Below are 24,320 nucleotides of genomic sequence, written 5' to 3'. Positions count from 1 at the left end.
AATACTTGCTAAAACGCACTAAAAAACTAGCATGGCGGAGAAAAGAACTAGACACATTTTAGGTCTTTCTGGGGGGAAGGATAGCACGGCTTTAGCGGTGTTACTGCATAGGGAAATTCCAGAGATGGAGTATTTTTTTTGTGATACCCATAAGGAATTACCGGAGACTTACGATTATCTTGACCGCATTAAAGCACGTTTGGGGATTAAAATTCATTATCTCAGTGAAAACCGAGGTTTTGACCATTGGTTAGCGATTCATGATGGTTTGTTACCTTCTCCCCAAATGCGGTGGTGTACGGTGAAGATGAAAATTAAGCCGTTGGAGGATTTTGTGGGGGATGATGAGGCTATTAGTTACATTGGTATCCGTGCTGATGAACACCGTGATGGTTATATCTCCACTAAACCGAATATTACACCTGTGTTTCCGTTTAAGGAAAGGGGTTTAGTTAGGGCTGATATTATTCGGCTTTTCGAAGAAAGTGGAATTGGACTCCCTGGCTATTATCGCTGGCGCAGTCGTTCTGGGTGTTTTTTCTGTTTCTTCCAACGCAAGTATGAATGGGTAATGTTGGCGCAGGAACATCCTGATTTATTTCAAAAGGCTGTTAAGTATGAAACTAATCATGCTGATGGTCGTATCTATACTTGGACTGATGGGGAAAGTTTATTGCTGCTTCTAGCACGCAAGGATGAGATTATTGCTCAACATGAAAAGTTAATGGCTAAAGAGAAAAAGACGGCTTTTAATCCTCATTTGGCTGAAGCATTAGACAAAAGTTTAAATCAAGAAAAAGATGATTTACCTTGTTTAGTTTGTCATTTGTAATTTTTACGAAAATTAAATCTTATATTTTGAATTTTAAATATTAATTAAATATGTATGATTTACCAAATTATGATAATTTAAACATTTCAGCTTTAACAGGATTATTTGATTCAACAACTAATTCTTATAAATACCTTTATTTATTATCGTTGTTAGATATTATAAAAAGAAGAAAATTTGATACTTTATCGCCTATTAGCTTTCGAGAAATTATTGTTGAAATGTTGGCTAATGCTTGGTATACTCACAATTATTTTAAACTGTCTTTTGGTAAGCAAGACCAAATAGCTAATAAATTAGATGCTCTTGAACTAGAAATAACAGAACCAATTTTAAAGTTTAGAGATACAGATAAAAAGCTTTTGCGTACAGCTATTAATAACCAAAATCTCGATGATATTGTTATTTCCATTAATCGCTATGTATCTTATCGTTTAATTCGTCCTTTCTTTGCTCAAGAAACAAGAGGCTTAAAAGATTATGATGTTAATCCCACTATTATTAATTTAGCTAACAATCAATTTGATACTAAAAAGCCTTTATATTGCTTTAATGCTGAAGACCAGAAAAATTGTAACGCTATTATCTTACATCCCGATTGGATTCAGTATTTAGAGGAAAATTATACAATAGTTAGGGGTTGGGCATCCTGGGAATGGTTGAATTATATGCAGCAGAGAAACCCCAGCACCCCTAATGTAGTTAATAAATTATTTATGCCACAAGAAAGAGATTCTCTAGGTAATCAAACTAAATATTGGAAAACCATTTTAGAACATCGAGAGATTGAATGTATTTATTCAAAAATTAAATTAAATAAGAATGAGATTTCATTAGATCATTATTTGCCTTGGTCTTTTGTAGCTCATGATCAATTATGGAATTTAATTCCTACTACAAAATCTGTTAATTCTTCCAAGTCTAATAGTTTACCATCAGAAGAATATTTTCTTGATTTTGTAACATTACAACATTTAGGCTTAACGATTTATAAGCAAAGTGTTTCTCAAATAAAATGGTCAAGTAATATTGAGACTTTTGTTGCAGAGTTGAAAGTTGATCAACCAGATGAACTATTAAATTTAGAAATCCTCATTAATGCTTATGCAAAAACTATAAAACCTTTAATTTCTTTAGCAACTCTGCAAGGTTTCAGTCCTAATTGGGTTTACGCCTAATAAACAATGAACCGACTCTAGTCATCTGCTTGGCATATAGCGAAGAACTATGCGAACAAGCAGTTACAGAATTTCAAAAAGCCTGGGACAGTTTAGGGAATCGCACCCTTTCAACTTACCACTTCTGGGGCAACCATGAGATAGACTTAGCACAAGCCCAAGATGGCTTAGTAGTAGCAGGATTAGCCAAAGTCTACAACGCTGCTAAAAAGAGTATCCGCTTTATTAATCAACTGGGTGTGCGTTGTTCATTGGTAATTATCGACGAAGCCCATCAAGCAGTAGCCGAAACTTATAAACTCGTCTTAGATTCCCTCGTCGTCCCCTACGAAACAACCGCCTTATTAGGACTAACCGCCACACCCGGACGCACTTGGGCGGATATTAACACCGATGCACAACTGGCTAAATTCTTCGCCCAACAGAAAGTTACTTTAGAAATTCCAGGTTATGACAACCCCATTGATTATCTTGTCGCTGAACAATACCTAGCACAAGTTAACTATCGCTCTTTATTTTACGAAACCGGCATTGAACTCACACCCCAAGACCTCAAGCGCATTCATACAGACTTAGACATTCCCCCCTATATCCTCAATCGGTTAGCCGCAGACGAACAACGCAACCTCCGCATCATCCTAGAACTAGAAGCACTCGCCCCACATCATCAACGCATCATCGTATTTAATACCTCCGTGGAACACGCCCAACTCATCACTTCTATATTGCGTTTACGCGGATTGAATGCTGATGCGGTGACAGGTGAAACCCCAAAATCAGAACGAGAAAGACTAATTCACAGCTTTAAAGACGAACAGCCCCAAACCAAGATTTTATGTAACTACGGCGTATTAACCACTGGCTTCGACGCACCTAAAACCAGTGCTGCTGTTATCGCCCGTCCTACCAAATCCCTGGTTCTCTACAGCCAAATGGTAGGACGCGCCATCAGAGGAATCAAAGCTGGGGGTAATGCTACAGCCGAAATAGTCACCGTTGTCGATAGCCAACTCCCTGGTTTTGGTTCAGTTGCATCAGCTTTTCACAATTGGGAAGACGTTTGGAGGAAAACCCATGAATAACGCCCATGATATTGTTCCCACACACCTCGCAGTCCAAGCCATGCGGGATAACGGTTATAAAAACGCCGCCTATGCTTTAGCCGAATTAATGGATAATGCCATTCAAGCCGGTGCATCGCAAGTAGAGTTACTGTGTGGGGAACGGAAACAACTGGTGGAGGGGAGGAGGCGATCGCGCTAGAAATTTTTTCCCCATTCACACTGATTGAATCTCTGTTTTAAAAACTGTTTGTTGGGACGGCACATTTCATCCTGTGGAACTCGTAGTTCTTTGCCCTCAAGTGTTCGATATTCGGTTTTTTGCAAAATAGGGTGAATATAAACCTTCAGTGTTTCTGGATCAATAGTGATAAGATTTAAGTCAAATAAAGTATGCAAATCTGCACGTAATAACAAACCATTTGATGGCGAATTATTTTCTGTTTCAATATAAGGAATTATATGAGCAGCTTCAAGTGCTGCCTCAGCATCAAAGTTTGTAATTGCACACTTACCAGAATAAGCATCTAGCAAGGATTGACGAAACTTCTGTTGCCCTTGTCTCCTAGCTATTGAGACAGTAATTTTTTCACAAGCCTCAACATCATTTTTAAAGGTAAAGAATTTTTCTTTATCAAGCTTATCTCTCTCAGCTATTAGTTTACTCTCATCTGGAAATGGTAGTGGCGGTGGTTTGATGATTGGCTTTGTATCTGCGAGCCTCTTTAAAATAGATTCACAATTATTTATTTTATTAATTGCTTTAGCATATTTTGGATCAACTTCTAAGGCTTTTTTATATTCTTTAATTGCAGCTTGATATCCTTTGTTTTGCTTAAAAACGTCACCTTGTTCAACATAGATATCAACAAGTCTAAGCCCTCGTTTTGGTTTTTTTCCTTGTTGTATTAGGCAATGCTCCTCCCATTTTGAATCCAGAGAGGCAGCAGCTTTTTCATCAAATCTACAACCACTTCCTCCAAAATTAAAATTTACTCCTTGAAAATCAGGCAATTGCTTTAAATATTTTTGTTCTAAAGGAACATTGAAGTCTACTATTGAATCAATTTGAATATATACAGAAAAACAACCATTATCATATACATCTAGATACGCTTCACTTAAGCCTGAATATTTTCTGTCTAGACGCTTTAATTGATCATCTTTTGGTGCTGCGATAACATGACCAGCAGCAATAAACCCATTAGGATAATTACCAATATTGCCGCTTGTTTTAAAATAGACTCTATCTCCCACTTCTATAAATTTAGAATTGCCACAACTCCAAGATGTTCTATAGTAGTCCTTGTCTTTTATAAATTTTGACTTGATTTCATTTGGTAAGTCCTGATTGTAAATTATTCCCTTGTCGGTGTAATATTCAGCTTCACCGTTGCATAGAAAAATTATAGTTGCCATCAGAGATATATTTTGCTAATGATCATAATCATGATATTAGCCATTAAATATAGTAAATATAAGCCGTATATTTACTATGATTTTGGCTTGTTTAACCCAAATTCCAATTCAGAAAGTAAATAAACATCTGTAGATACCCGCATTGATTGGGGAAGAGTGGCGAGAAGATTTTTAGAGAATGAGTAGCAACGCGATAAACTACAATAGTCGATTAATTGAGGCACAATAGAATCATGGTGTCCGAACCAACTCGAAAACTTGTAAGACATATCATTCAACTGTTAGCTCAGTTAACGATTGACTACCAAAATAGTAAATCAGAAAGACAGGCGATCGCTCATCAACTATCTGCCTCAGAAACAGAATTTACATTATTAGAAGAAATTGAGCTATTAACTACAGACATTCGCGGTTATGGCAGTCAAATTAAAGCCAGAGGATATATAGAAAATCCACAACAAGCAATTGAACAATTAAAACAAAAACGAGTGTTTGACGTTCCGAGTATTTCCCAATTGTATTTGCATAACTCTTATGAATACGAAAATATTAAATCATACCTAAGAATGTTAGATTATTTAAGATTACTAATTTTAGAATATTTAACCTTTCAGTAAAAGTGATTAAATCTCACGCAGAGGCGCAGAGAGAGTTGTTATGATAATTCTCTGCGTTACTTTGCGTTTCCTTTGCGTTACTCCGCGTTTAAAAAATGACCAACATAATCTACCTCGATTACCACTCAACTACTCCCGTTGACCCCAGAGTAGCTGAGAAAGTCATGTATTATATGACTACCGCCTTTGGTAACGCGAGTAGTGTAGATCATGGTTATGGAGACGCAGCAGCCAAAGCAGTTAAACAAGCACGTCAACAAATAGCAGACTTAATCAACGCCTCACCCAAGGAAATTATCTTTACCTCCGGTGCAACGGAAAGCATTAATTTAGTAATTCAAGGACAAATCTCGACTTGTTTCGACTTCGCTCAACACAAGTCGCCCGATTGCCATATTACTCAACAAAATACTCCCGCCAAAATCATTGTTTCCCCAGTTGAACACAAAGCCGTTTTAGATACCTGCAAAGCCTTAGCTAAAAAAGGACTGATTGAAATTATTTGGTTAAAAGTCAATCAACAAGCACAGATTGATTTAGTACATCTAGAAAAAGTATGCGCTGATGGTGCGGCTTTACTCTGTGTGATGGCTGCTAACAATGAAGTAGGGACAATTTACCCCATCCAAAAAATTGGTGCGATCGCCTCTTCTCACAATATCCCTTTTTTATGCGACGCATCCCAAGCCGTGGGGAAAATTCCCCTCAACTTCCAAGACTGGGGGATTACCTATCTCGCTATTTCTGGACATAAATTTTACGCACCCAAAGGCGTTGGTGCGTTGGTAATCAGGAAAAATCATCATCTTCCACCGATGATTTACGGCGGTGGACATGAACAGGGACTCAGATCAGGTACACTCAACGTCCCCGGAATCGCTGGCTTGGGGGAAGCTTGCAGATTAAGGGGGTTGGAGATGGAAAGGGATGAAAGGGCGATCGCACTTTTACGAGATCAGCTACAAAACCAACTCCAAATAGCAATCCCTGACTTAGTTGTGAACGGAGACTTAAACAACCGTTTATCAGGTAACTTACATATTTCCATTCCTCATATTCCCAACAGTGCCATAATTGCTAGAGTCCGCCACCAATTAGCTATTTCTACAGGTGCGGCTTGTTCATCAGGCGTAGTTGCACCATCTCATGTTTTACAAGCGATGAAGCTTTCAGAGAATATCATGGAAGGCGCGTTAAGAATTGGCATTGGGAAATTTACAAGTAGAGAAGAAATTGAAAAGGCATATTTTATACTTATAAATAAAATCAATGAAATTCATCAACTTCAGCACAATTAATCATGGATTTGGTGAGTTATTGTTACCTAAATATTTAGCTTTCATTTCTTCTAACTCTTGATCTATTTCGCTTTTATGCTGAGGTTGAGAAATTGGATTTGTTGGCTGCACTTGATTTGCTTGAGATTTCCCACCCATAAATTGAGTTTTTAATTCTTCTAGTTCTAAATCGATTTGGCTAGGTGTGCTGTTGACAACTTGAGGGGGTAATGTAGGTGATGATTGGACATGAGATTTTGCGGTTATCTGTGGCTGATTCAGTACTGGCGACTGTGTATTTAAGTCATGCAAAACTTCATCTACTGTTTGGTAGCGTCTAGCGGGGATACTTTCGAGCATCTTATTTAGAATGCGGCTTAAATGATGACTAAGGGGCGTAGTTAAATATTGCTGCCAAACCCAAGTATCATTATTAGTATTATAAGAATCGAAAGGCGATCGCCCAGTTAATAAGTTAATACAAGTAGCACCCAAACTATAAATATCACTGGCAAAAACTGCTCTACCTCTAATTTGTTCTGGTGCAACATATTCTGGACTACCAATACTAGTACCAGTTTGATTTAAGGCTGCGCCAGTTGCAGATTTAGCCGCACCAAAATCTACTACAACTAGTTTGCGATCGCTCTCTCGTAAAATAATATTTTCTGGTTTAATATCGCGGTGGATAACTTGTCTTGTATGACAAAATTTTAATATTAATAATAAATCATTTAACAATTGGTAAATCTGCTTTTCACTAAAAGTCCCATTTTGTGCTAATTCCTGCGCTAGATTTAGCCCATTAATAAATTCTTGCACTAAATACTGCCGATCATCTTGAGTGAAGTATGCCAAAAGTTCGGGAATTTGTGGATGTTTACCCAATTCATCCAACTGCACTGCTTCTTGGTTGAATAATTCCACAGCTTTTTTGACTGTATTTGTGCCTTGAGCTTGAGGATAAAATTGCTTAATTACACAACGTGGTTTTGAGGGTTTATCTTCATCTACAGCCAAAAAAGTTCTACCAAAACCACCTTGTCCTATCGGCCTAATGGCGCGGTAACGTTCTTTTAGAAGCAGTTTAGAACCACAAGTCGTGCAGAACTTAACATCAGTCGGATTTTCTGGCTTGGGGCAACGAGGATTAAGGCAGTAGCTCATGCATATTGCGGACTGAGGGATACTTATCTTTATTGTCCCTGGTCTTTGGCAGAAGAGGGTTGATATTTGCTAAATGTAATTTTGATTCTTTTACATAGCAATTTAATATAGCATTTCTCATTTTAGTGAGGTATATCTTTTTGATACGAGAGAAGTTATATCTAATATGATAGGAATCTGCTATCTAACTGCAATCTATGCAGCTTTCTCCTCTTTATTCAACACCTGCAACCAACTAACCAGCCTTTGACGTTGCGCCTCTCTTACCTGAATGCTGGCCGAGCGTAGCGCCGCCCTAGGGAAAATCTCCCGTAGGTCAGCCAGCATTTCTAGAGATTCACAAGCCTCTAAACATTCGGCAATGTAATCAATGGAATCAATTGTCAGCCATTCTGGAGTCGCTTCCAAGTCGCAAATGTGATACTTCATAGTTTGATTTCGGGACTAGGTGATGCCTGCGGCGGGCTGTGCCTACGCTTCATCATCTTAGGGATAAAATTGATTTGTGTAAATTAATACCGCAAACTTGCTAAGAAAAACGTCATTATTCACTTTTCTATCAGAATAAACCAAATAGGCTTTAGTGTCTTGCCTCATTCTCAAAATTTTGCAGCCCCATAAGTAAAACTCCATACTGAATATTTATCCAGTATTAGCGCCAAAGTTTGCCACAAAGCCCAATGTAAGTCTCTTTTTCGTGTTTTCTGGTATACCCAGTTCATGAGAGCTACTTATTACATATCTTGCTGATATGTTTTTAATAGTTCTGGTATGTGATCATAGCCATCCACACCGATAATCGCCATTATTTTAGAACGGTGCTGTTGTAGCATATTTTGGAAGGCTTCTTTGCCGATTTGCCCTTGTAAAATAGTCAGTAACCCTGCGGGTTGTTTCCATTCAGTTGAGGCAATTTGCTCTAAAAGATACATTCCTAACCCACCAGTGTAAATGGCTTGTTCGGCATTTTGGAGTTGATAATAAGCTTCTGCTAAATGTGCTAAATTTCGTCCTTGGAGATATAAGTCTCCGCAGGTTTGTGCTGTTTTAAAACCACCTTCTAAATATTTAATTGCAGCTGGCGCTTCACCAATCACGAGATAGGCAATACCTAAACTACTCAAACACAAGGCTTTACTTTGGATATCGCCTAATTTATCTAATAACTTTAAACCTTGTTCTAAATAATTAATTGGCATTTCATAGGTTTCTGGTTCAATTTGTTCTAGTTGTTGCGCCTGCATTACTTCGCTGTAACCCAGATTGACTAGGGCGTTGGCTTCACCTGTGCGATCGCCTGCTTGTCGACTCAAGATTAATGCCCGTTGGCTATAATTAATCGCCTCTCCATAATCTTGTTCTTGGACGTAAGTCCGGCTGAGGTGGTTGAGATTGGCAATTTCACAGGGGCGATCGCCGGCATTTCTGGATATTTCTAATGCTTGCTGGTGAAAATTAACCGAACGCTGATATTGTCCTAAAGCCCGTTGAGAATAACCTAATAATGTCAAAATTCTGGCTTTTTCTTGGGTTCCCCCAACTTGGCGTAATGGTTCATCCAAATAATCTAAGGCGTTGCGTAAATAACTCCCCGAAAAGGAAGCAAATATCCCACCATAAAGGGGAAAATATGACCGCTGGGCAAAGTTTCGCAGAATTTGCAGCATAACTTGGGAACCGCCATCACCATAGACAGCCTCGGTGTTGCCAAAACCACTCGCCAACTGACTCCAAATCACGGCAAAGGTCAAAAAGGTCGAAATCGATAATTTTGAACCTGCCTGCACATTATATGGTTGTTGGTCAAACCAACTCACTAACCCGCGTTGCAAATACTGCAATATCAACGCCATTTCTACCCAGTCACTCAAGGTAAGACTGCGTTGCTGTTCAGCAAATTCAATGGCAGATTGTTCTAACGCTAAACTGCGAAATAATGCTTGGGGGAACTCGCTGTTAACTTTTTTTGCCCAAGTTGCCCAAGGGCCGTTTTCTCCAGGTACGCCGCCAAATCCCAATTCTCGATTTTGCTCGTACATCCAACTAATCAAGTGGTCTTGGAGTCTTTGCCAACTAGCTAAACCACGAATAATGCCTTGGGATATTTGGGCGATATCAGCATCTAATTGGGCAAATTGTTGCAAACCTTTGGCTAACTGTTGTAATTGTGATGAATTGAGTGGTTGCTTTTGATTGGGGTCAGTGAAACGCAAGAATGTAGCCAGGCGTTCATCGGCTGCGGCTGTAGTAATTTCTCTGACTGCCAAGGCGATCGCTTCTATGGCTTTATTCTGTTCCCAGTAGCGTTGCCATTGATTTTGAATCGTTTTAATTGCTCTGAGACTACGGTTAGCCTTGGCTTGTTTGAGTTCATCCTTTTCGCTGTCCACCTGACTTTGGATAATACTCAAGCGATCGCTCAACGCTAACTCAAATATTTCCCCTGTACCAGATGTGATCCCTTTTTGCAACATTTGGTACACCATTTCTACAGAGCTAATTTTGCCCTGGAGGGTGAGTTGGACAATTTCGTCAATTAAAGCGAGATAGCGATCGCGCAATGGCAGGGAGTCTGGCACTTTGGCTATTGGATAACTTTACATTAATTCCCATTCTAATATTTAGGAGAGAAAGTGAACTACCTAAACTGACTTTGGGCAAAAGTGGATGCTCCCTCTAGATAGACATGACTTATTCAAATCTTTGACAAATTCCTGTCACATCAAGCTCTTACCTTAAGAAAAGTTAATTCTGAAATAGATAAACGTATCTAGTCACCGCTGGAATAAATTTTGGCGAACACTTAACGTTTGATATTAGGAATGCCAGCCATTTTCTTCTAAATCAAGAAACCTTTCTTAAGATTAAAGAAAAATGAAATATCCATCACATCAATCTATCAGCGTCAGCGAGCAAAATCGCCAATCTTTATCTAATACTGATTTGGTACGTAGCTATCTACATGAAATTGGACGTATCCCCTTATTAAATCATGAGCAAGAAATACATTTTGGCCAGCAAGTTCAACAACTGATGAGTTTACTGACGGTCAAAGAAAAATTATTTATTCAATTACAGCGTCAACCAACACAAGCCGAATGGGCTGAATCTGCCAAGCTTAGTGAAGCAGAATTAGTGCAACAACTACAGCAGGGATATCAAGCCAAGGAAACAATGATTAGAGGAAATTTACGACTGGTAGTTTCTATTGCCAAGAAATATCAAAAACGTAATTTAGATTTTCTTGACTTAATTCAAGAAGGAAGCTTAGGTTTAGAAAGAGGCGTGGAGAAATTTGATCCTACTAGAGGATACAAATTTTCTACCTATGCTTATTGGTGGATTCGTCAGGCAATTACAAGAGCGATCGCCGAACAAGGACGGACTATCCGTTTGCCTATTCATCTTACAGAAAAACTCAACAAAATCAAGCGAACCCAACGCGAATTAGCGCAAAAATTAGGTCATACACCTTCAACGGGCGAAATCGCTGAAGAACTATCTTTAGACCCTAAAGAAATTCGAGATTATTTACTGTTAGCACGGCAGCCTTTATCTTTAGAACTACGAGTTGGCCCAGAAAACGATACAGAATTATATAATATGCTGGAAGATGAAGGACTTTCGCCTGAATCCTACGCTGACCAAAGTTTTCTCCAACAAAGTATTCAAGATTTATTATCAAAATTAACTATCCAACAACGGGAAATATTAACATTAAGATTAGGTTTGACAGACTACAATACACTCTCTTTATCGGAAATTGGTCAACGTATGGGTATTAGTCGAGAACGAGTGCGACAATTAGAACTGCAAGCTTTAATGACCCTACGGCGACATAAAGATAAAATACGCGGCTATTTAGCTAGTTAATATTAATGGATTGAATAACTATCGTAATTCCTAACAAAGAAAGGCAGAGGGCAGGAGGCAGGAGGCGGGAGGTTTTAGAAAATAATTCTTCCCTCTGTCTTGAAATGAGTAATGACTCTAAAAATCACGATTTAATCAGAGTTACATCACCCCCACACCCCTACACCCCAAATCAGTGTTTTTCGGGTAGAACGTAAAAAATATACACCTGCCTCCTGCCTTCGTCCCCCTCCCTCTCCCTCCTTAACCCACTTGTTCTAAATATTGGTTAATATCTTCGATGAGCCGAGTTAATTCGGTTTCGGTCGTTAAGCGGATGGTGACATCACGTACCGTCAACAAAACTTTGGCGGCAAAGGGAGTAGGCCAGATATTCGGATTACAGAAAATTTCTAAAAATACTTCGCCAGTATGACGGTATTCCAAGGGAGGCTGGGGAGTGACTTTACCACCACCACCTGCTGGTTTAGCTGCGATAGTTTTCAGCCGCTGCATTAACTGGTCAATTGCCACTTTTAATTCTAGTGCGGCTTGGGGTGAAAAACTGAAGGAGACAGAACCTTCAACTAAGTTTAATGTCAAAGGAGTTGAAGACATGAGCTTTGATTAAATGTTTGATACTTACCTAATGTTACCGGAATAGTTGGTCTTGACTGAGATAAAGCTACTTTGCGCTTTTACTGATTGTTCCCCTGCTCGCTGATGGGAACTGACTAGAGAATTCATTTAAAAATAAAATTAATGATATTTTTTCATCAATTAATGATAAAACTAACGGCTGATATAATTTTCATTATTCATAGATAACAAGCTTGTAGCTGACATTAATTACAATTAATCTCAACAGCTTCTCCAGAATTCTTGAGTCTATATAGAGAATAATTATAACTAAGCAGAAATTCGTTTTACCTAATTAAGGTTTTAAGTTTTACACTTAGAAGTCATAGAACTTACTGTTAAAAAATATCTATGACTTACGATAATCGGAGAACTGTACGCAAAGTTTTAATTATTACCCTACTGCTGAATTTGTTCGTGATGGGATTAAAAGCAGTTGTGGGTTATTGGACTGGTTCTTTAAGCTTGTTAGCTGATGCTTTGCATAGTGTGACTGACAGTGCAAATAACGTTTTAGGATTATTTGCTAGTAAGTTTTCTTCACCCCATCCTGACCGCGAACATCCTTACGGACACCAAAAATTTGAAGCGGTGGGAGCTTTAGGAATTGCGGCTTTTTTAGGTATAGCTTGCTTTGAAATTCTGCAAGGAGCAATTGAGCGCATTATCAAAGGTGGTGAGCCTGTGCGTATTTCACCACCTGAGTTGTGGTTATTACTAATAGTGTTGGGGGTGAATGTTTTTGTAGCGTTTTACGAACGAAACGAGGGTCGCCGGGTAGGTAGTCCGATTTTAATCGCTGATGCTATGCATACTATGAGCGATATTTGGGTAACAATTTCGGTAATTGGTGGCTTGATTGGGGTTTGGCTCGGTTATCAATGGCTAGATATTGTGTTGGCGTTTCCTGTAGCTTTGTTGGTGTTTTGGAGTGGCTGGTCAGTGTTACAAGCTAATTTACCTTGGCTGGTGGATCAAATGGCGATCGCACCAGAAGCAATCCATGAAATAGCCACTTCTGTACCAGGAGTGCTGAACTGTCATGATATTGCTTCTAGAGGTGTTTTAGGTAGGCAAGTTTTCATTGAAATGCACTTAATTGTAGATGCGCCAGATGTCCAAACAGCACACCACGTTACAGAAAATGTTGAAAGACGCTTGGAAGAACGCTTTCATCCAGTGAGAATTCTCATTCACGTTGAGCCACCAGAATATAAATCTGAGCAAATAAGTTTTAATTAATGGTGGTCATTTTTGACTCACCCTGTTCTCTGTTCCCTACTGTAATTTTTAGAGTTAGCAACGGAATTTGCGACGATTTCTACTAGTTCATTTGGGTCAACTGGTTTAGCAACATGAGTTTGAAAACCTGCTTCTAAGGCGCGGACACGATCCTCATTATCACCGTAGGCGGTTAAAGCAATTGCTGGGGTTCGTCCTCCTTGATCTGGTTTGAGCGATCGCACTTTGCGGATGAGTGTATAACCATCTTCCTCCGGCATCGCAATATCACATACCAAAACTTCTGGCTGTAGATTAATCAGCGTTTCTAGTGCAGCTGCGGCTGATGCTACTGCGACAACATTGGCTCCATCTGTTTCTAAGACGGTAGTGACGTAAAAACGGCTATCATCATCATCATCAACTACCAAGATATTTAAGCCAGTAAGAGGTAGAGGAGGTTCCATAAAATCCCCGTTAACTTTGAAAAATGTTGATTTTTTCAAGTGAAATTCTTATTTTTCCTTAGCGATCATCCTATTGACAATTTTACTGTGAGCAGAGGAGATTTTACAGAAAAAATCTCAGTTCATTCAGTGCGATTGCAATTTACTATTTTTTACTTACTGGCATTTTTAACTACTGCCTCAATTAATTTTTGTGAATATTTATATGCCAACAAAATAAATAATACTCTAATCAATATTCTGTTTAATAGAACATTTGATCAAAAATGATAATTCTCTAACTCAAGTCGTATTTCTGAAGATAGACAGCGCTTTTAATCTAAATTAGGTAATTTATTTCGGGGATTTTAGCGGTTGTATCGATAAAGCCAATGATGCTTTTGAGAAATGTTGGGTTACACCCGTAAAGAATTAACCCCTGGAAATCTGCGTTGGGATAATGTAACTCCACGAGAGGATCAATTTCTCGATCAGTAAACAGTGCAAGAATTGCAAACTTCGGGAGTTTATCATCCTTAGCAGTCAGATTTGATTAAAAAAATCTCTCCTCCGTGTCTCCCTTGATTTGATTTCTGAACTTACTCGTGAAGGTAGGGAACAGGGAACAGAAACTATACTGAGTTTTTTTCTAAAATCAAATATGAGTCCTATATATAGCAATCTGATTTGATTTCTGAACTTACTCGTGAAGGTAGGGAATAGGGAACAGGGAATAGAAACTGTACTGAGTTTTTTCAAATATCAAATATGACTGCTAGACCTAGCGTATTCCCAAAGATTAAGCAAAGTTTAAAATTGAGATTTTGTTACTAAATATACAGTAATACTTTGTAAATGACTTTTGAATACATAAATAACTTCGTAATAAATTTTGAAATGACTTAAAATAAAGCTCTCTCAAAGTTTTATCCATAGGGATCATCTCATTTCTAAGTGGAAATTCCTTAAAAGTGAATTTATATATCTAAAGTGAGATGGTAAACGCACCTACAGATTAAGATAATAAATAAAGGCATTGCAAAAGTTTATTAGCTAAAATTTTTCTTAAGATTACCAGCCAAATTTAGGGCGGTTTGTTACGTTAGTTAAACATAAGATTGAAGTTTTAACTAACAGTCTAGCAACTGAAAAAATAGTTACATCCAGGGGTTTAAAAATGCAGACAGTACAAAGTATTTACTGCCCAAATTGTGGTAGTAAAGCAGAGCGTTATTATATTTTAGATAGCGAAATAACGCGGACACAATGCTCAAGTTGTGATTACTTGATGATTAGTTGCACACGTACTGGCAAAGTAATTGAAGCTTACGCCCCTGGAATTCAACTAAGTAAAAAAGTGCTGAGTGTTGAGTAAAAATTTAGTAATTTCAAACTTCAGGTTACTTTTGAGTCATTCTCAATTGTCCACAAGCTGCATCAGCTTCTAAACCACGAGAGTAGCGAACGCTAACAGCAGTGTGTTGTTGTTGGAGAACGTTGACAAAAGCTTGAATGCGATCGCGGCTAGGGCGTTGATAGTCAACTTCTTGAATTGGGTTATAGGGAATCAAGTTGACATGACTTTGGAATCCTCGCAGACACTTTGCTAGTTCCAAGGCGTGTTCGGGTAAATCGTTGACACCAGCCAGCAAGACATATTCAAAAGTTACACGGCGGCCTGTAATGGCTACATATTCCCGACATTCAGCCAGTAAATCTTCCAGAGGATAAAAGCGGGCGCTGGGGATAAGTTTTTCGCGGAGTGCTTGGTTAGGGGCGTGGAGACTTACCGCTAGGGTAACTTGTAAATTATGTTCAGCAAACTGACGAATGCGATCGCGAATTCCGACTGTAGAAACAGTTAGCATCCGCTGTCCAATACCGATATCTTGATTTAACGATGTAATTGCGCCTAAGACATTATCAACATTCAGCAATGGCTCACCCAATCCCATGAACACCACATTGCTAACTCGTTCCTCAAAGTCCTCTTGTACAGTTAACACCTGATCAATGATTTCATGACGGGCTAAGTTGCGTTTATAGCCACCTTTCCCAGTAGCGCAGAAATCGCAAGCCATTGGACAACCCACCTGGGTAGAGACACATACAGTTAATCGCCTATCGGACGGAATCCCCACAGTTTCGATAATTTGCCCATCGGCTAATTGCAGCAGATACTTGACTGTACCATCTGGGGCAACTTTGCGGAGGTGGATGGTAGAACGTCCAATGGGGATATCTGCAATTTCTGAACGCCATTGTTTGGGAAACACAGAAATATCAGCAAGCGATCGCACTTGCTGATGATAAATCCAATCATGTAACTGTTTACCTCGGTAGGCTGGTTGTCCCTGCTGCTGTACCCAAGCAGTTAACTCGCTAACCGAAGCACCGAGTAGGGGAGGAATTTCTAATGTTTTGGGGGTGGATGAGTCAACTTGAGAAATAGATGGCGTAGCAGACATAGAAAGAGACTTACGAGTTGAGACTTGGATCTCTATCCTAAGCTGTTACACCAAAAAATTGCATATTTATCGCAGGGGACAGGTGACACTGGTGTCCTAACTACCTTGCCTACAGCTATAACTTTAATATCCACTTACATACTTAATTACTCGGTCTGTTTGGATAACCCTACCATTTTTGAGAATCTCCAGGCCTGCACCATTAACTACATATTCATAATTGTTATTCGTAGCTACATATCCTGTACCTTCTTCAGAGTAAGCGCGGAGCGCACGGATACCTTTACCTGTAGACTTAGAAATCCCTGTGTAAAAAAGGTTTCCATTTTTGCTACAAATATGAATATAAAAATTACTAGTTTCAAAATAAGCTTCTAACCGTCCACCGCCTGCATAGCGAGGACAAACAGAGGTTTTAGCAATTATCTGATTATTGACTGCTGAAACTGGTGCAGATTCCAATTGTGCAGCACTCGCAGAAGAAGAGATACCGACAATTCCAGCTAATAGTGAGGTTGCAGCTAAAATTAGTGACAAAGATTTATTTTGTATCTGATAAAAGCTGTTCATAATCAGTCCTACAGTTTGATTACTATCAGCTTCAAATTTAACTTAGAGTTTTTCGGATTTTTTAGAGAAAAAACCCTTAAATTCAGATAAAGTCTTCGTAATTTCATAAGGATTGGATGAACCCTTGAAGAAGAATACATCCGTTATAATCAATTATTTGAGGTATTAAGCCCGCTTATTCAGACGCTTGCGGACTCGCCTATTCGCCAGTCGCACAGAATTCAGTAGGACTTACGCAAAAAACCTCTCAAATTCTCATTCCTCTGTGTCCTCTGCGTCTCTGTGGTTCGTTATTCCGTAACTCGTGTGTAAGTCCTATTCAGAATTGAATTCTGTTTTGATAAAACTATTCGTAATTAGAGACACCACAGGAGATACATTATTGAGTAGTATTCCCGTGGTTGTCTGTAATATCACATCCCTATTTAAATACAGTTAGGTAAATTTTTCTAGAGACTAACCAAATGTTGTGCTATTCCAGCCCCACATTGCACCTGTAGCATCCGCAAATTCTATGTAAATCCGATTTTGTGGTACACCTAAAGCTTGATTAATCTGCCGACAAAAATCTTGACTCATTGCTTCAGTTTGGTTAGGCTTCATCATCCCAACACTTTTAATTTCGATGTAACAAACCGGGTCTGTAGTTCCCGCAAAAGTCATAGGGATATCCGCTTCAAATGCCGTCATCACATAAGATTCTGGTTTACCTAAATGTTTGGCTAATTTCCCTGACAAACTCTTCAGCATCGTCTCAACTTCAGGTTTTGCAGGCGCAGTTACAGAAGTTTGTACTTTAATTAATGGCATAGTACTGAATTAGACTTTCTGACTTTATTTACACTGTTAAGTTTATCTAACCGCAGAGGCGCAGAGAACGCGGAGATAGGGAAACTGATAAATGGTTAAGCACGAAATAAATGATGATATTCAGGATTATATAAGTGCGATCGCTCGTTTGCTGCTTTCAGTGCCGGACTGATTATATAAAGTGTGGTGCGAATGAGATTTTCTTGCTGGGTGCATTCCGCCATTTGCGTGAGAGGAACAACCCGAATTTTTTCATCAGGCCAGCCTATGCGAAAACAAATTGCCACTGGGGTTTCATCTGGGTAATGTTCTAATAATTTAGCTTGGGCATTTTCGATGTGACGCGCACTCAGGTATAAGCATAAACTAGCTTGATGGGCGGCGAGACTGGCTAATTCTTCTGTGGCGGGGACTTCGGTACGTCCGCTGATCCGGGTGAGGATGATAGTTTGAACTAAACCGGGGACTGTTAATTCTACCTTGAGTTTGGCTGCGGCTGCTTGAAAGGCACTGATTCCTGGAACTACTTCAAAGGGAATGTCAGCTTCAGCCAGCAGTTGCATTTGTTCGTGAACAGCACTGTAAAGACTAGGGTCGCCAGAATGAAGCCGAACCAGAGATTTTTGTTGCGATCGCACCAGTTCCACCATCAAGGCTACAATCTCTTCTAAAGTCTTAGCCGCAGTTGGAATAATTTCCGCATCCTGTCGGCAGATATTTAAGATTTGTTCGGGAATTAAAGCATCAGCAAATAAAATTACATCTGCCGTAGAAAGGAGTTTTTGCGCCTTAACAGTTAATAAATCAGGGTCTCCCGGCCCAGCCCCCACAATATAAACTGCTGGTTTTAGAGAATTTAGCTGAGTTTCCATACAAAAAACTTATATTATTTCTACGTATTTACCCGTAATTAAAAAAATCTCAAAAAAACTTTTTGGCATTTTCTCAGTATCCTTCCGGATTAACCCTCTAACGATAGAAGAGTGGAATGGTAGATGCACCCTGGTTAAGCCCTAGAATCAAATCTGGGGCATTTTTTATTTTTGGTCATTAGTCAAATAGTAGAAAGCTAAAAAACGAAATTTCAGACTTCAGACTTTTTCTTCCTAATCACTCGAAGCAACCACATCAGGTAATGGGCGTTTACGATAATATAGCCAAGCTAACCCAGCTAATCCGGCGAGAATGCCTGTTAAACTTACAACTTGGGCTATTCTCAGCGGCCCTAACATTAAACTATCAGTGCGTAAACCTTCAATCCAAAAGCGACCTGTGCTGTAGGCTGTCAGGTAAACCATAATTAAAGTGCCTGCTTTTAGGCGTAGTTTGCCAGATACACTCCGTAAAAATAAATTTAATAGCAAGGTAAATACCATTAAATCCCACAACGATTCATACAAAAAGGTGGGATGAAAGTATTCAAAATTTACTAATCCTGAAGGGCGGCGTTCTGGGGGAATATATAACTTCCAAGGTAAATTAGTCGGACTACCAAAAGCTTCTGAATTAAAAAAATTACCCCATCGCCCGATCGCCTGTCCTAAAATCAGGGAAGGTGCAACTAAATCTGCTAATTGCCAAAAAGAAACCCGCTTGAGTCTGGCAAAAATTAAGGCGGCTAAAGTTCCACCAATAATGGCACCATGAATCGCAATACCACCTTCCCAAATAGCGATAATCTTATCTGGACGCTTGGCATATTCTGCCCATTCAAACAAAACATAATATAGTCGTGCTGCGGGAATTGCCCCAATTACCAGCCAAATTGACAAATCACTCAGCAACTCTGGATTAACATTACGGCGCTTTGCCAAGTACTGAGACAGGCTGACACCCACTAACACCGCCGTAGCAATCAATAAGCCATACCAGCGAATAGTTAATGGGCCGATTTTCACCAAAATCGGGCCTGGAGAAGTAAATTGAAATGCCAAAGGCAAAGAAGAGATATCCAGTACCATGCAAAACTACCTAGATAACTACAGTGTTTAGCTTGAGCAGCTGACAACTCCATAACTGGTAGGGGAGTTGTGTCTATACACCATTAGAGCAGGTTTTGTTTGTAGAGACTCAAACTGAATAAATATCCTACCTCGAACTAAGTTTAAAGGTACAAATTTATCTGTGTCCATCTGCGGTTAATTATTTTCTCTTGTATCTCCAGGCGAAAATGACTATAAATAAAAATCCCTTTTAGCATCTTCTGGGCGGATTATTTGAATTGGATTTTCCTGTGATTTTATTGCTTGATGCTGTGGCTGACAGTTCAAACCTAGGAATGAGAAGAGTAATATCACCTGAGTAAGATGGAATTTCACTTGAATATTTTTAATCTAGAAATTAATTAGACAAGATTTATTTGTTCTCTGCTGGGTAAATCTAATTAATTATTACGGAAAAACAAAAGATACTTAACTGCAAGTTGAGTATGAATTTTCTGTTCGCTGTTGTATTGAATTATTTGGAGGTTGGTAATGAAAAAATTAATTTTATTGTCTAGTGTGAGTTTAGCGATCGCTGCGACTTGTCTTCCAGCTCAAGCCCAACGACAAGATATATCTTATAATAGCTCTGCTCCGCGAATTAGCAGTACAAGTGGGTATGATAATATTCACACAATTAATGTCTACACAGGAATGCAACCGCTTTCTTACCTGATAGTTAGACCTTCAGACGCTATTAAAGTGAGTGACAATATCGACGTAACCGATCAATCTGGTCGGCGCGTTGATGCTAGTATCGCCAGAGAAGATGACCGCAGAATTAGAATTAACTTCTCTCAACCCATACCTCCAGGCACTAATCTCAATATTGCTTTTAGGAATATTGACTTTGCCAATGCTTTTCCTAATAGAAGCTTTGTTTACTATGACATTTCTGGCGGACATATCGGTTTATCCAGAGAAGTTCCCTATGGTTTAGCCCAAGTTCAGGTATATTGATTTTTGGGTAAAAGGGTAATTAAAAAGTAGAAACTTTGCATGATCTTTGCATGATAAGGTGGGCATTAACTAATCTATTCTCGATTGATGAAGATTTTTCCTGAAAATGCCCACCCTACTTATAGTTCAGATTAATAAATACTGGTCTTTTGATAACGCCAGTCGTACCATTGTTTAGCACTACGCACTGCAAACCACAGCAATATTAAGGCAATTATCCCTCCTTGCCACGGCGCACCAAAGGCAAATAACACTAAAGCAACGCAGAGAGTATCTTGAAGAAAAGTTGCCCACAAAGGTAAGCCACGCAAGCGATAAAACCAACCAACTTGCACAAGTTGTAATACTAAAGCTAATAATCCACCGGTTAAGGCAATCAACCAATCAGGTGTGGCTGTCGCTTCAGTCACAGCTAAACTCATTATTGCCCCCACAAGGGGGGATAAAAATAACTCAACTATTTGTATTAATCTCTGTCCCAGTAATTTTTTGCTACCAAAAAATTCTAATAATGACCAACTGGTGAGTAAGCATAACAAAATTTTTGGGGAAATATGAGATAAAATCGGAGTCTGCGACCATAAGTTGCTGCCCTGCAACAGTCCGATCATCAATAGCGGTAGGCCTATTCTTAACCCTGCTGCCGCAGAAGCAGAAAGCACGGCAAATATTTCAACCATTAGGGCAAGTGCTAAATAAGTATTTGTTACTTATACTACCCACACCTAACAATAATTCCAGCAGAAAGAGAAATGATTTAACGATTGATTTTTCCGAAAATCCCCCCGAAAGGGGGGAAATATACTAAATATCCAACCGCTTGTAAACTTCATCCAAATGCTGGAGATGGTGTTGCGGATCAAAACACTTTTCAATTTCTGCTGGCGAGAGTTTTTCGCTAACTCGCGGATCTTGACTAATTAAATCGTGAAAATTTCCTTCTGGTTTATTCCAAGCAGCGTGGGCGCTTTGTTGCACGATCGCATAAGCTTCTTCCCGGCTAAAACCCTTTTCTACTAAGGTGAGTAGTACTCTTTGGCTGAAGACTACACCGCCATAGCAGTTGAGATTTCGCGCCATGTTCTCAGGGTACACCAGTAAATTCTGCACTAGGTCGGTGATTTCTACCAACATAAAGTGCGTCGTAATACAAGCATCTGGTAACACAACCCGTTCTACAGAACTATGGGAAATGTCCCGTTCATGCCACAAAGCCACGTTTTCTAAAGTTGCACCTGCATGACTTCTGACTAAACGCGCCATCCCCGTTAATCTTTCAGAACGGATGGGATTGCGTTTGTGGGGCATTGCACTGGAACCCTTTTGGCCTTTGGCGAAGAATTCTTCAACTTCCAAAACGTCGGTTTTTTGCAGATTGCGAATTTCCACGGCAAAACGTTCAATGGATGCTGCCAATAATGCCAATTGCTGTACGTAATCGGCGTGACGATCGCGGGAAATTACTTGTGTGGAAGCTGTATCGGGTTTGAGTCCGAGTTTTTCACAGGCGATCGCTTCTACACGGGGTTCAATGTTGGCATAAGTTCCCACTGCACCGGAAATCTTGCCTACAGCAATGGTTTCGCGGAGAATTTTCAGCCGTTCTTGATGACGCAATACTTCCGCCAACCAACCAGCTAACTTAAAACCAAAGGTGATGGGTTCGGCGTGGATACCATGCGATCGCCCAATCATCACTGTATTTTTATGTTCCCGTGCCTTGTGGCGAATTGCCTCAATCAAATCTGCCAGTCTTTGGGATATTACATCCAAGCTGGCAACCATTTGCAGTGCTAAAGCGGTATCCAATACATCAGAACTGGTTAAGCCTAAGTGAATATAACGTCCCGCTTCACCAACATATTCATTGACATTTGTCAAGAAAGCGATGACATCATGACGGACTTCCGCTTCAATTTCGAGAATCCGCTTAGGCTCAAAATTAGCCTTAGCTTTGATTTCCGCAACTGCACCAGAGGGAATGTAACCCAGTTCAGCTTGGGCTTCACAAGCTGCAATCTCTACCTGAAGCCAGGTTTGGAATTTATAAAATTCAGTCCACAGGTTGCCCATTTCGGGCAAGGTATAACGCTCAATCAACGTTCGCGGCAGAATACAACTGTCATATTTTACAGTTTAATTAGCCTAGATATACAAGAAGAAGGGAATAGGTTGCAGGGGATAGGGAACAGGGTTGTCTTCTAAATAGAACTTAGATGGTCTTTTTTATCTCAGCACTCAGCACTCAGCACTCTTCATAGTACTTTTTGTTGAGATGGAGAAAGAGTAGCTGTGTCTGAGGTGATGATACTGATACTGCCATCAGATTCCATATAAGCTAACTTAACCTCAGCGACAAATTCGACTCCTTGCTGACGTAACTTACTCATCAACTCATCTTCTGTAATCAGTGCTTTTTTGAGATGTCGGTCAATCATTTGCCCATTTTTCACTAATAGCAGAGGTGGAGGATTGAGAAAACGCTGAAACTTTGGCAATTTATAACCTAACCAGTTGAGAAAGTAACTCCAAAAAATCACTGTGCCTACAAGAGTTCCACCTTCAGTAATTGATGTATAGTGACTGGCCATTGCATTTTGGGCTGCTTCAGCAAATAATACAACTACTAGTAAATCTGTGATTCCCAAGGTGCCTATCTGTCGGCTAGGAAGAAAGCGTAAGACTGAGAACAACGCCAGATAAACCAGCGAACCCCGAATAATTAATTCAAAAATGCTGATACTTGGTACAAAAATTGCCGGCCAATCAATATAAAACCATTTGTCCATTTTTGGGTCTTTAAGTTTTGAGAGAATATTTATCGGCGATCGCTTTTGATGCGTTTCGATTGACCATTATTATTCATCGGTATGGCATTGCGGGTTGGTCGAATACCGCTACCATATCTTCGGGCATAAACTTGCGTAAACTCTGCGCCAAAAAACAGAATTTGGGCGGCATAATAAACCCAAGCAAGAATGACTACTAGTGAACCAGCTGCACCATAAGTTGAGCCAAAACTACTATTACCAAGATATTGACCTAATAAATAGCGCCCCAAAGAAAACAACAGTGAAGTGATGACAGCACCAATTAACACATCGTTCCAGGTAATTTTGACATCTGGTAAAACTTTGAAAATTAGCCCAAATAGTAGTGTGCTAATTGTAAAAGAAAGTAAAAAGTTCATGATGCGCCAAATAATATCCACACCTGGGAGTAAGTTGCTAAAATATCCCACTATTGCTGTCAAAGCTGTACTAATTACCAATGTGACTAAGAGTAAAAAACCAATCCCCAAAATCATCGCAAAGGATAACGCACGCTGACGCACAACATTTTTCATCGCCCTTCCGGGTTTGGGTTGAACTTCCCAAATTGTATTTAGAGCGTCTTGAAGTTCAGTAAATAAGCCTGTAGCACCCAAAAGTAAGAGTAAAATACTAATAATGGAAGCGATCGCCCCGGTTTTTGGTTGGCTGGCGTTGCGGATAGCGATTTCGATAAACTCGGCTCCATCTCTACCGACTAAACCTTGAATTTGCCGCACAATTTCACCTCTAGCCGCCTCTTCGCCAAATACGGCACCAGCGATCGCAATGACAATAATTAACAACGGTGCGATGGAAAAAATCGTGTAATAAGCTAATGCTGCGGCTAAACGCGAAGCTTTATCTTCACTCCATTCTTGAAAAGTTTCTTGAAACAGCCCCACAATTGCCTGAAAATTCATTTACTTAGTCTCCTTGTTGGAGGATATCGCTTTCTTCCTTGATATATTTGATACTGATTTTATAAATAGCGACATCTTCCTAAAGGGG

The 24,320-nt window shown here is 39.5% G+C and carries 25 protein-coding genes; 10 read left to right on the top strand and 15 right to left on the bottom strand.

Annotation, left to right across the window (positions count from 1 at the left end; translation table 11 throughout):
- The first annotated feature begins 31 nt into the window (after positions 1 to 31).
- From IQ244_RS05045 to IQ244_RS05030, 4 genes are read left to right on the top strand one after another with little or no spacing between them, the layout of a single operon-like run.
- Positions 32 to 832: a phosphoadenosine phosphosulfate reductase family protein gene (locus IQ244_RS05045; protein WP_193890442.1), complete on the top strand. Its 801-nt coding sequence runs from the start codon at positions 32 to 34 to the stop codon at positions 830 to 832.
- Positions 833 to 882: 50 nt separating this feature from the next.
- Complete coding sequence (locus IQ244_RS05040; RefSeq protein WP_193890441.1) at positions 883 to 2,010, top strand: HNH endonuclease domain-containing protein; 1,128 nt, start codon at positions 883 to 885, stop codon at positions 2,008 to 2,010.
- On the top strand, positions 1,995 to 3,092 hold the full coding sequence (locus IQ244_RS05035; RefSeq protein ID WP_228058743.1) for a helicase-related protein: 1,098 nt from the start codon (positions 1,995 to 1,997) through the stop codon (positions 3,090 to 3,092). The genes IQ244_RS05040 and IQ244_RS05035 overlap by 16 nt, the downstream gene beginning before the upstream one ends.
- Positions 3,085 to 3,273, top strand: coding sequence for a hypothetical protein (locus IQ244_RS05030; protein WP_228058742.1), 189 nt, complete (start codon positions 3,085 to 3,087; stop codon positions 3,271 to 3,273). Before IQ244_RS05035 ends, IQ244_RS05030 begins: the two co-directional genes overlap by 8 nt.
- Here IQ244_RS05030 and IQ244_RS05025 read toward each other — a convergent pair.
- The gene (locus IQ244_RS05025; protein WP_193890439.1) at positions 3,270 to 4,490 is read right to left on the bottom strand and encodes an HNH endonuclease; all 1,221 of its coding nucleotides are present in this window, start codon (positions 4,488 to 4,490) and stop codon (positions 3,270 to 3,272) included. The two genes, IQ244_RS05030 and IQ244_RS05025, sit on opposite strands and share 4 nt — an antisense overlap.
- A gap of 233 nt (positions 4,491 to 4,723) precedes the next feature.
- Here IQ244_RS05025 and IQ244_RS05020 point away from each other — a divergent pair, with 233 nt between their 5' ends.
- A complete protein-coding gene (locus IQ244_RS05020; protein ID WP_193890437.1) occupies positions 4,724 to 5,107 on the top strand; it encodes a hypothetical protein in 384 nt (127 codons plus the stop codon).
- Positions 5,108 to 5,202: 95 nt separating this feature from the next.
- Positions 5,203 to 6,405, top strand: a complete 1,203-nt coding sequence (locus tag IQ244_RS05015; RefSeq protein WP_193890435.1) for a cysteine desulfurase family protein — start codon at positions 5,203 to 5,205, stop codon at positions 6,403 to 6,405.
- On the opposite strand, the gene IQ244_RS05010 is transcribed toward IQ244_RS05015, so the two are convergent.
- The 3 genes from IQ244_RS05010 to IQ244_RS05000 all read right to left on the bottom strand — a co-directional run bounded on the left by IQ244_RS05010 (position 6,406) and on the right by IQ244_RS05000 (position 10,130).
- Positions 6,406 to 7,551, bottom strand: a complete 1,146-nt coding sequence (locus IQ244_RS05010) for a serine/threonine-protein kinase (protein WP_193890433.1) — start codon at positions 7,549 to 7,551, stop codon at positions 6,406 to 6,408.
- Between the two features lie 195 nt (positions 7,552 to 7,746).
- Positions 7,747 to 7,980, bottom strand: coding sequence for a hypothetical protein (locus tag IQ244_RS05005; protein ID WP_193890431.1), 234 nt, complete (start codon positions 7,978 to 7,980; stop codon positions 7,747 to 7,749).
- A 305-nt stretch (positions 7,981 to 8,285) separates the two neighbouring features.
- A complete protein-coding gene (locus tag IQ244_RS05000) occupies positions 8,286 to 10,130 on the bottom strand; it encodes a tetratricopeptide repeat protein (RefSeq protein ID WP_193890429.1) in 1,845 nt (614 codons plus the stop codon).
- A gap of 295 nt (positions 10,131 to 10,425) precedes the next feature.
- Here IQ244_RS05000 and IQ244_RS04995 point away from each other — a divergent pair, with 295 nt between their 5' ends.
- The gene (locus IQ244_RS04995) at positions 10,426 to 11,424 is read left to right on the top strand and encodes an RNA polymerase sigma factor, RpoD/SigA family (protein ID WP_193890427.1); all 999 of its coding nucleotides are present in this window, start codon (positions 10,426 to 10,428) and stop codon (positions 11,422 to 11,424) included.
- A gap of 243 nt (positions 11,425 to 11,667) precedes the next feature.
- On the opposite strand, the gene IQ244_RS04990 is transcribed toward IQ244_RS04995, so the two are convergent.
- Positions 11,668 to 12,021, bottom strand: a complete 354-nt coding sequence (locus tag IQ244_RS04990; protein WP_193890425.1) for a hypothetical protein — start codon at positions 12,019 to 12,021, stop codon at positions 11,668 to 11,670.
- Between the two features lie 372 nt (positions 12,022 to 12,393).
- On the opposite strand from IQ244_RS04990, the gene IQ244_RS04985 reads away from it, so the two are divergent.
- On the top strand, positions 12,394 to 13,284 hold the full coding sequence (locus tag IQ244_RS04985; RefSeq protein WP_193890423.1) for a cation diffusion facilitator family transporter: 891 nt from the start codon (positions 12,394 to 12,396) through the stop codon (positions 13,282 to 13,284).
- Positions 13,285 to 13,301: 17 nt separating this feature from the next.
- Here IQ244_RS04985 and IQ244_RS04980 read toward each other — a convergent pair whose 3' ends face one another.
- Entirely contained in the window at positions 13,302 to 13,730 is a 429-nt protein-coding gene (locus IQ244_RS04980; RefSeq protein ID WP_193890421.1) for a response regulator, read from the bottom strand.
- A 1,156-nt stretch (positions 13,731 to 14,886) separates the two neighbouring features.
- Here IQ244_RS04980 and IQ244_RS32360 point away from each other — a divergent pair.
- Entirely contained in the window at positions 14,887 to 15,084 is a 198-nt protein-coding gene (locus IQ244_RS32360) for a replication restart DNA helicase PriA (protein WP_228058741.1), read from the top strand.
- A 25-nt stretch (positions 15,085 to 15,109) separates the two neighbouring features.
- On the opposite strand, the gene rlmN is transcribed toward IQ244_RS32360, so the two are convergent.
- The 5 genes from rlmN to lgt all read right to left on the bottom strand — a co-directional run bounded on the left by rlmN (position 15,110) and on the right by lgt (position 19,518).
- On the bottom strand, positions 15,110 to 16,177 hold the full coding sequence (gene rlmN / locus IQ244_RS04975) for a 23S rRNA (adenine(2503)-C(2))-methyltransferase RlmN (RefSeq protein WP_193890419.1): 1,068 nt from the start codon (positions 16,175 to 16,177) through the stop codon (positions 15,110 to 15,112).
- A gap of 123 nt (positions 16,178 to 16,300) precedes the next feature.
- Complete coding sequence (locus IQ244_RS04970; protein WP_193890417.1) at positions 16,301 to 16,747, bottom strand: hypothetical protein; 447 nt, start codon at positions 16,745 to 16,747, stop codon at positions 16,301 to 16,303.
- Positions 16,748 to 17,203: 456 nt separating this feature from the next.
- Positions 17,204 to 17,557, bottom strand: a complete 354-nt coding sequence (locus IQ244_RS04965) for a phenylpyruvate tautomerase MIF-related protein (RefSeq protein WP_193890415.1) — start codon at positions 17,555 to 17,557, stop codon at positions 17,204 to 17,206.
- A 95-nt stretch (positions 17,558 to 17,652) separates the two neighbouring features.
- The gene (gene cobM, locus IQ244_RS04960) at positions 17,653 to 18,429 is read right to left on the bottom strand and encodes a precorrin-4 C(11)-methyltransferase (protein WP_193890413.1); all 777 of its coding nucleotides are present in this window, start codon (positions 18,427 to 18,429) and stop codon (positions 17,653 to 17,655) included.
- A gap of 234 nt (positions 18,430 to 18,663) precedes the next feature.
- A complete protein-coding gene (lgt, locus tag IQ244_RS04955; RefSeq protein ID WP_193890411.1) occupies positions 18,664 to 19,518 on the bottom strand; it encodes a prolipoprotein diacylglyceryl transferase in 855 nt (284 codons plus the stop codon).
- A gap of 513 nt (positions 19,519 to 20,031) precedes the next feature.
- Between lgt and IQ244_RS04950 the strand changes: the two genes are divergently transcribed.
- Positions 20,032 to 20,499: a DUF2808 domain-containing protein gene (locus tag IQ244_RS04950; protein WP_193890409.1), complete on the top strand. Its 468-nt coding sequence runs from the start codon at positions 20,032 to 20,034 to the stop codon at positions 20,497 to 20,499.
- Between the two features lie 131 nt (positions 20,500 to 20,630).
- On the opposite strand, the gene IQ244_RS04945 is transcribed toward IQ244_RS04950, so the two are convergent.
- From IQ244_RS04945 to IQ244_RS04930, 4 genes are all read right to left on the bottom strand, one after another.
- The gene (locus IQ244_RS04945; RefSeq protein WP_193890407.1) at positions 20,631 to 21,179 is read right to left on the bottom strand and encodes a DUF4126 domain-containing protein; all 549 of its coding nucleotides are present in this window, start codon (positions 21,177 to 21,179) and stop codon (positions 20,631 to 20,633) included.
- A 124-nt stretch (positions 21,180 to 21,303) separates the two neighbouring features.
- Positions 21,304 to 22,599, bottom strand: coding sequence for an adenylosuccinate lyase (purB, locus tag IQ244_RS04940; protein ID WP_193890404.1), 1,296 nt, complete (start codon positions 22,597 to 22,599; stop codon positions 21,304 to 21,306).
- Between the two features lie 155 nt (positions 22,600 to 22,754).
- On the bottom strand, positions 22,755 to 23,288 hold the full coding sequence (locus IQ244_RS04935) for a DUF421 domain-containing protein (RefSeq protein ID WP_193890402.1): 534 nt from the start codon (positions 23,286 to 23,288) through the stop codon (positions 22,755 to 22,757).
- A 29-nt stretch (positions 23,289 to 23,317) separates the two neighbouring features.
- Complete coding sequence (locus tag IQ244_RS04930; RefSeq protein WP_193890400.1) at positions 23,318 to 24,232, bottom strand: YihY/virulence factor BrkB family protein; 915 nt, start codon at positions 24,230 to 24,232, stop codon at positions 23,318 to 23,320.
- Between the last annotated feature and the right edge of the window lie 88 nt (positions 24,233 to 24,320).

The organism is Nostoc sp. LEGE 06077 (genome assembly GCF_015207705.1).
Taxonomy (GTDB): domain Bacteria; phylum Cyanobacteriota; class Cyanobacteriia; order Cyanobacteriales; family Nostocaceae; genus Nostoc_B.
This window is presented reverse-complemented; position numbering and strand designations above follow the sequence as displayed.

Bases quoted from the DNA above. Each gene is read 5' to 3' on its own strand.
- IQ244_RS05045 (WP_193890442.1), top strand. From the start codon at position 32: ATGGCGGAGAAAAGAACTAGACACATTTTAGGTCTTTCTGGGGGGAAG.
- IQ244_RS05040 (WP_193890441.1), top strand. From the start codon at position 883: ATGTATGATTTACCAAATTATGATAATTTAAACATTTCAGCTTTAACA.
- IQ244_RS05030 (WP_228058742.1), top strand. From the start codon at position 3,085: ATGAATAACGCCCATGATATTGTTCCCACACACCTCGCAGTCCAAGCC.
- IQ244_RS05025 (WP_193890439.1), bottom strand. From the start codon at position 4,490: ATGGCAACTATAATTTTTCTATGCAACGGTGAAGCTGAATATTACACC.
- IQ244_RS05020 (WP_193890437.1), top strand. From the start codon at position 4,724: ATGGTGTCCGAACCAACTCGAAAACTTGTAAGACATATCATTCAACTG.
- IQ244_RS05015 (WP_193890435.1), top strand. From the start codon at position 5,203: ATGACCAACATAATCTACCTCGATTACCACTCAACTACTCCCGTTGAC.
- IQ244_RS05010 (WP_193890433.1), bottom strand. From the start codon at position 7,551: ATGAGCTACTGCCTTAATCCTCGTTGCCCCAAGCCAGAAAATCCGACT.
- IQ244_RS05005 (WP_193890431.1), bottom strand. From the start codon at position 7,980: ATGAAGTATCACATTTGCGACTTGGAAGCGACTCCAGAATGGCTGACA.
- IQ244_RS04995 (WP_193890427.1), top strand. From the start codon at position 10,426: ATGAAATATCCATCACATCAATCTATCAGCGTCAGCGAGCAAAATCGC.
- IQ244_RS04990 (WP_193890425.1), bottom strand. From the start codon at position 12,021: ATGTCTTCAACTCCTTTGACATTAAACTTAGTTGAAGGTTCTGTCTCC.
- IQ244_RS04985 (WP_193890423.1), top strand. From the start codon at position 12,394: ATGACTTACGATAATCGGAGAACTGTACGCAAAGTTTTAATTATTACC.
- IQ244_RS04980 (WP_193890421.1), bottom strand. From the start codon at position 13,730: ATGGAACCTCCTCTACCTCTTACTGGCTTAAATATCTTGGTAGTTGAT.
- IQ244_RS32360 (WP_228058741.1), top strand. From the start codon at position 14,887: ATGCAGACAGTACAAAGTATTTACTGCCCAAATTGTGGTAGTAAAGCA.
- rlmN (WP_193890419.1), bottom strand. From the start codon at position 16,177: ATGTCTGCTACGCCATCTATTTCTCAAGTTGACTCATCCACCCCCAAA.
- IQ244_RS04970 (WP_193890417.1), bottom strand. From the start codon at position 16,747: ATGAACAGCTTTTATCAGATACAAAATAAATCTTTGTCACTAATTTTA.
- IQ244_RS04965 (WP_193890415.1), bottom strand. From the start codon at position 17,557: ATGCCATTAATTAAAGTACAAACTTCTGTAACTGCGCCTGCAAAACCT.
- cobM (WP_193890413.1), bottom strand. From the start codon at position 18,429: ATGGAAACTCAGCTAAATTCTCTAAAACCAGCAGTTTATATTGTGGGG.
- lgt (WP_193890411.1), bottom strand. From the start codon at position 19,518: ATGGTACTGGATATCTCTTCTTTGCCTTTGGCATTTCAATTTACTTCT.
- IQ244_RS04950 (WP_193890409.1), top strand. From the start codon at position 20,032: ATGAAAAAATTAATTTTATTGTCTAGTGTGAGTTTAGCGATCGCTGCG.
- IQ244_RS04945 (WP_193890407.1), bottom strand. From the start codon at position 21,179: ATGGTTGAAATATTTGCCGTGCTTTCTGCTTCTGCGGCAGCAGGGTTA.
- IQ244_RS04935 (WP_193890402.1), bottom strand. From the start codon at position 23,288: ATGGACAAATGGTTTTATATTGATTGGCCGGCAATTTTTGTACCAAGT.
- IQ244_RS04930 (WP_193890400.1), bottom strand. From the start codon at position 24,232: ATGAATTTTCAGGCAATTGTGGGGCTGTTTCAAGAAACTTTTCAAGAA.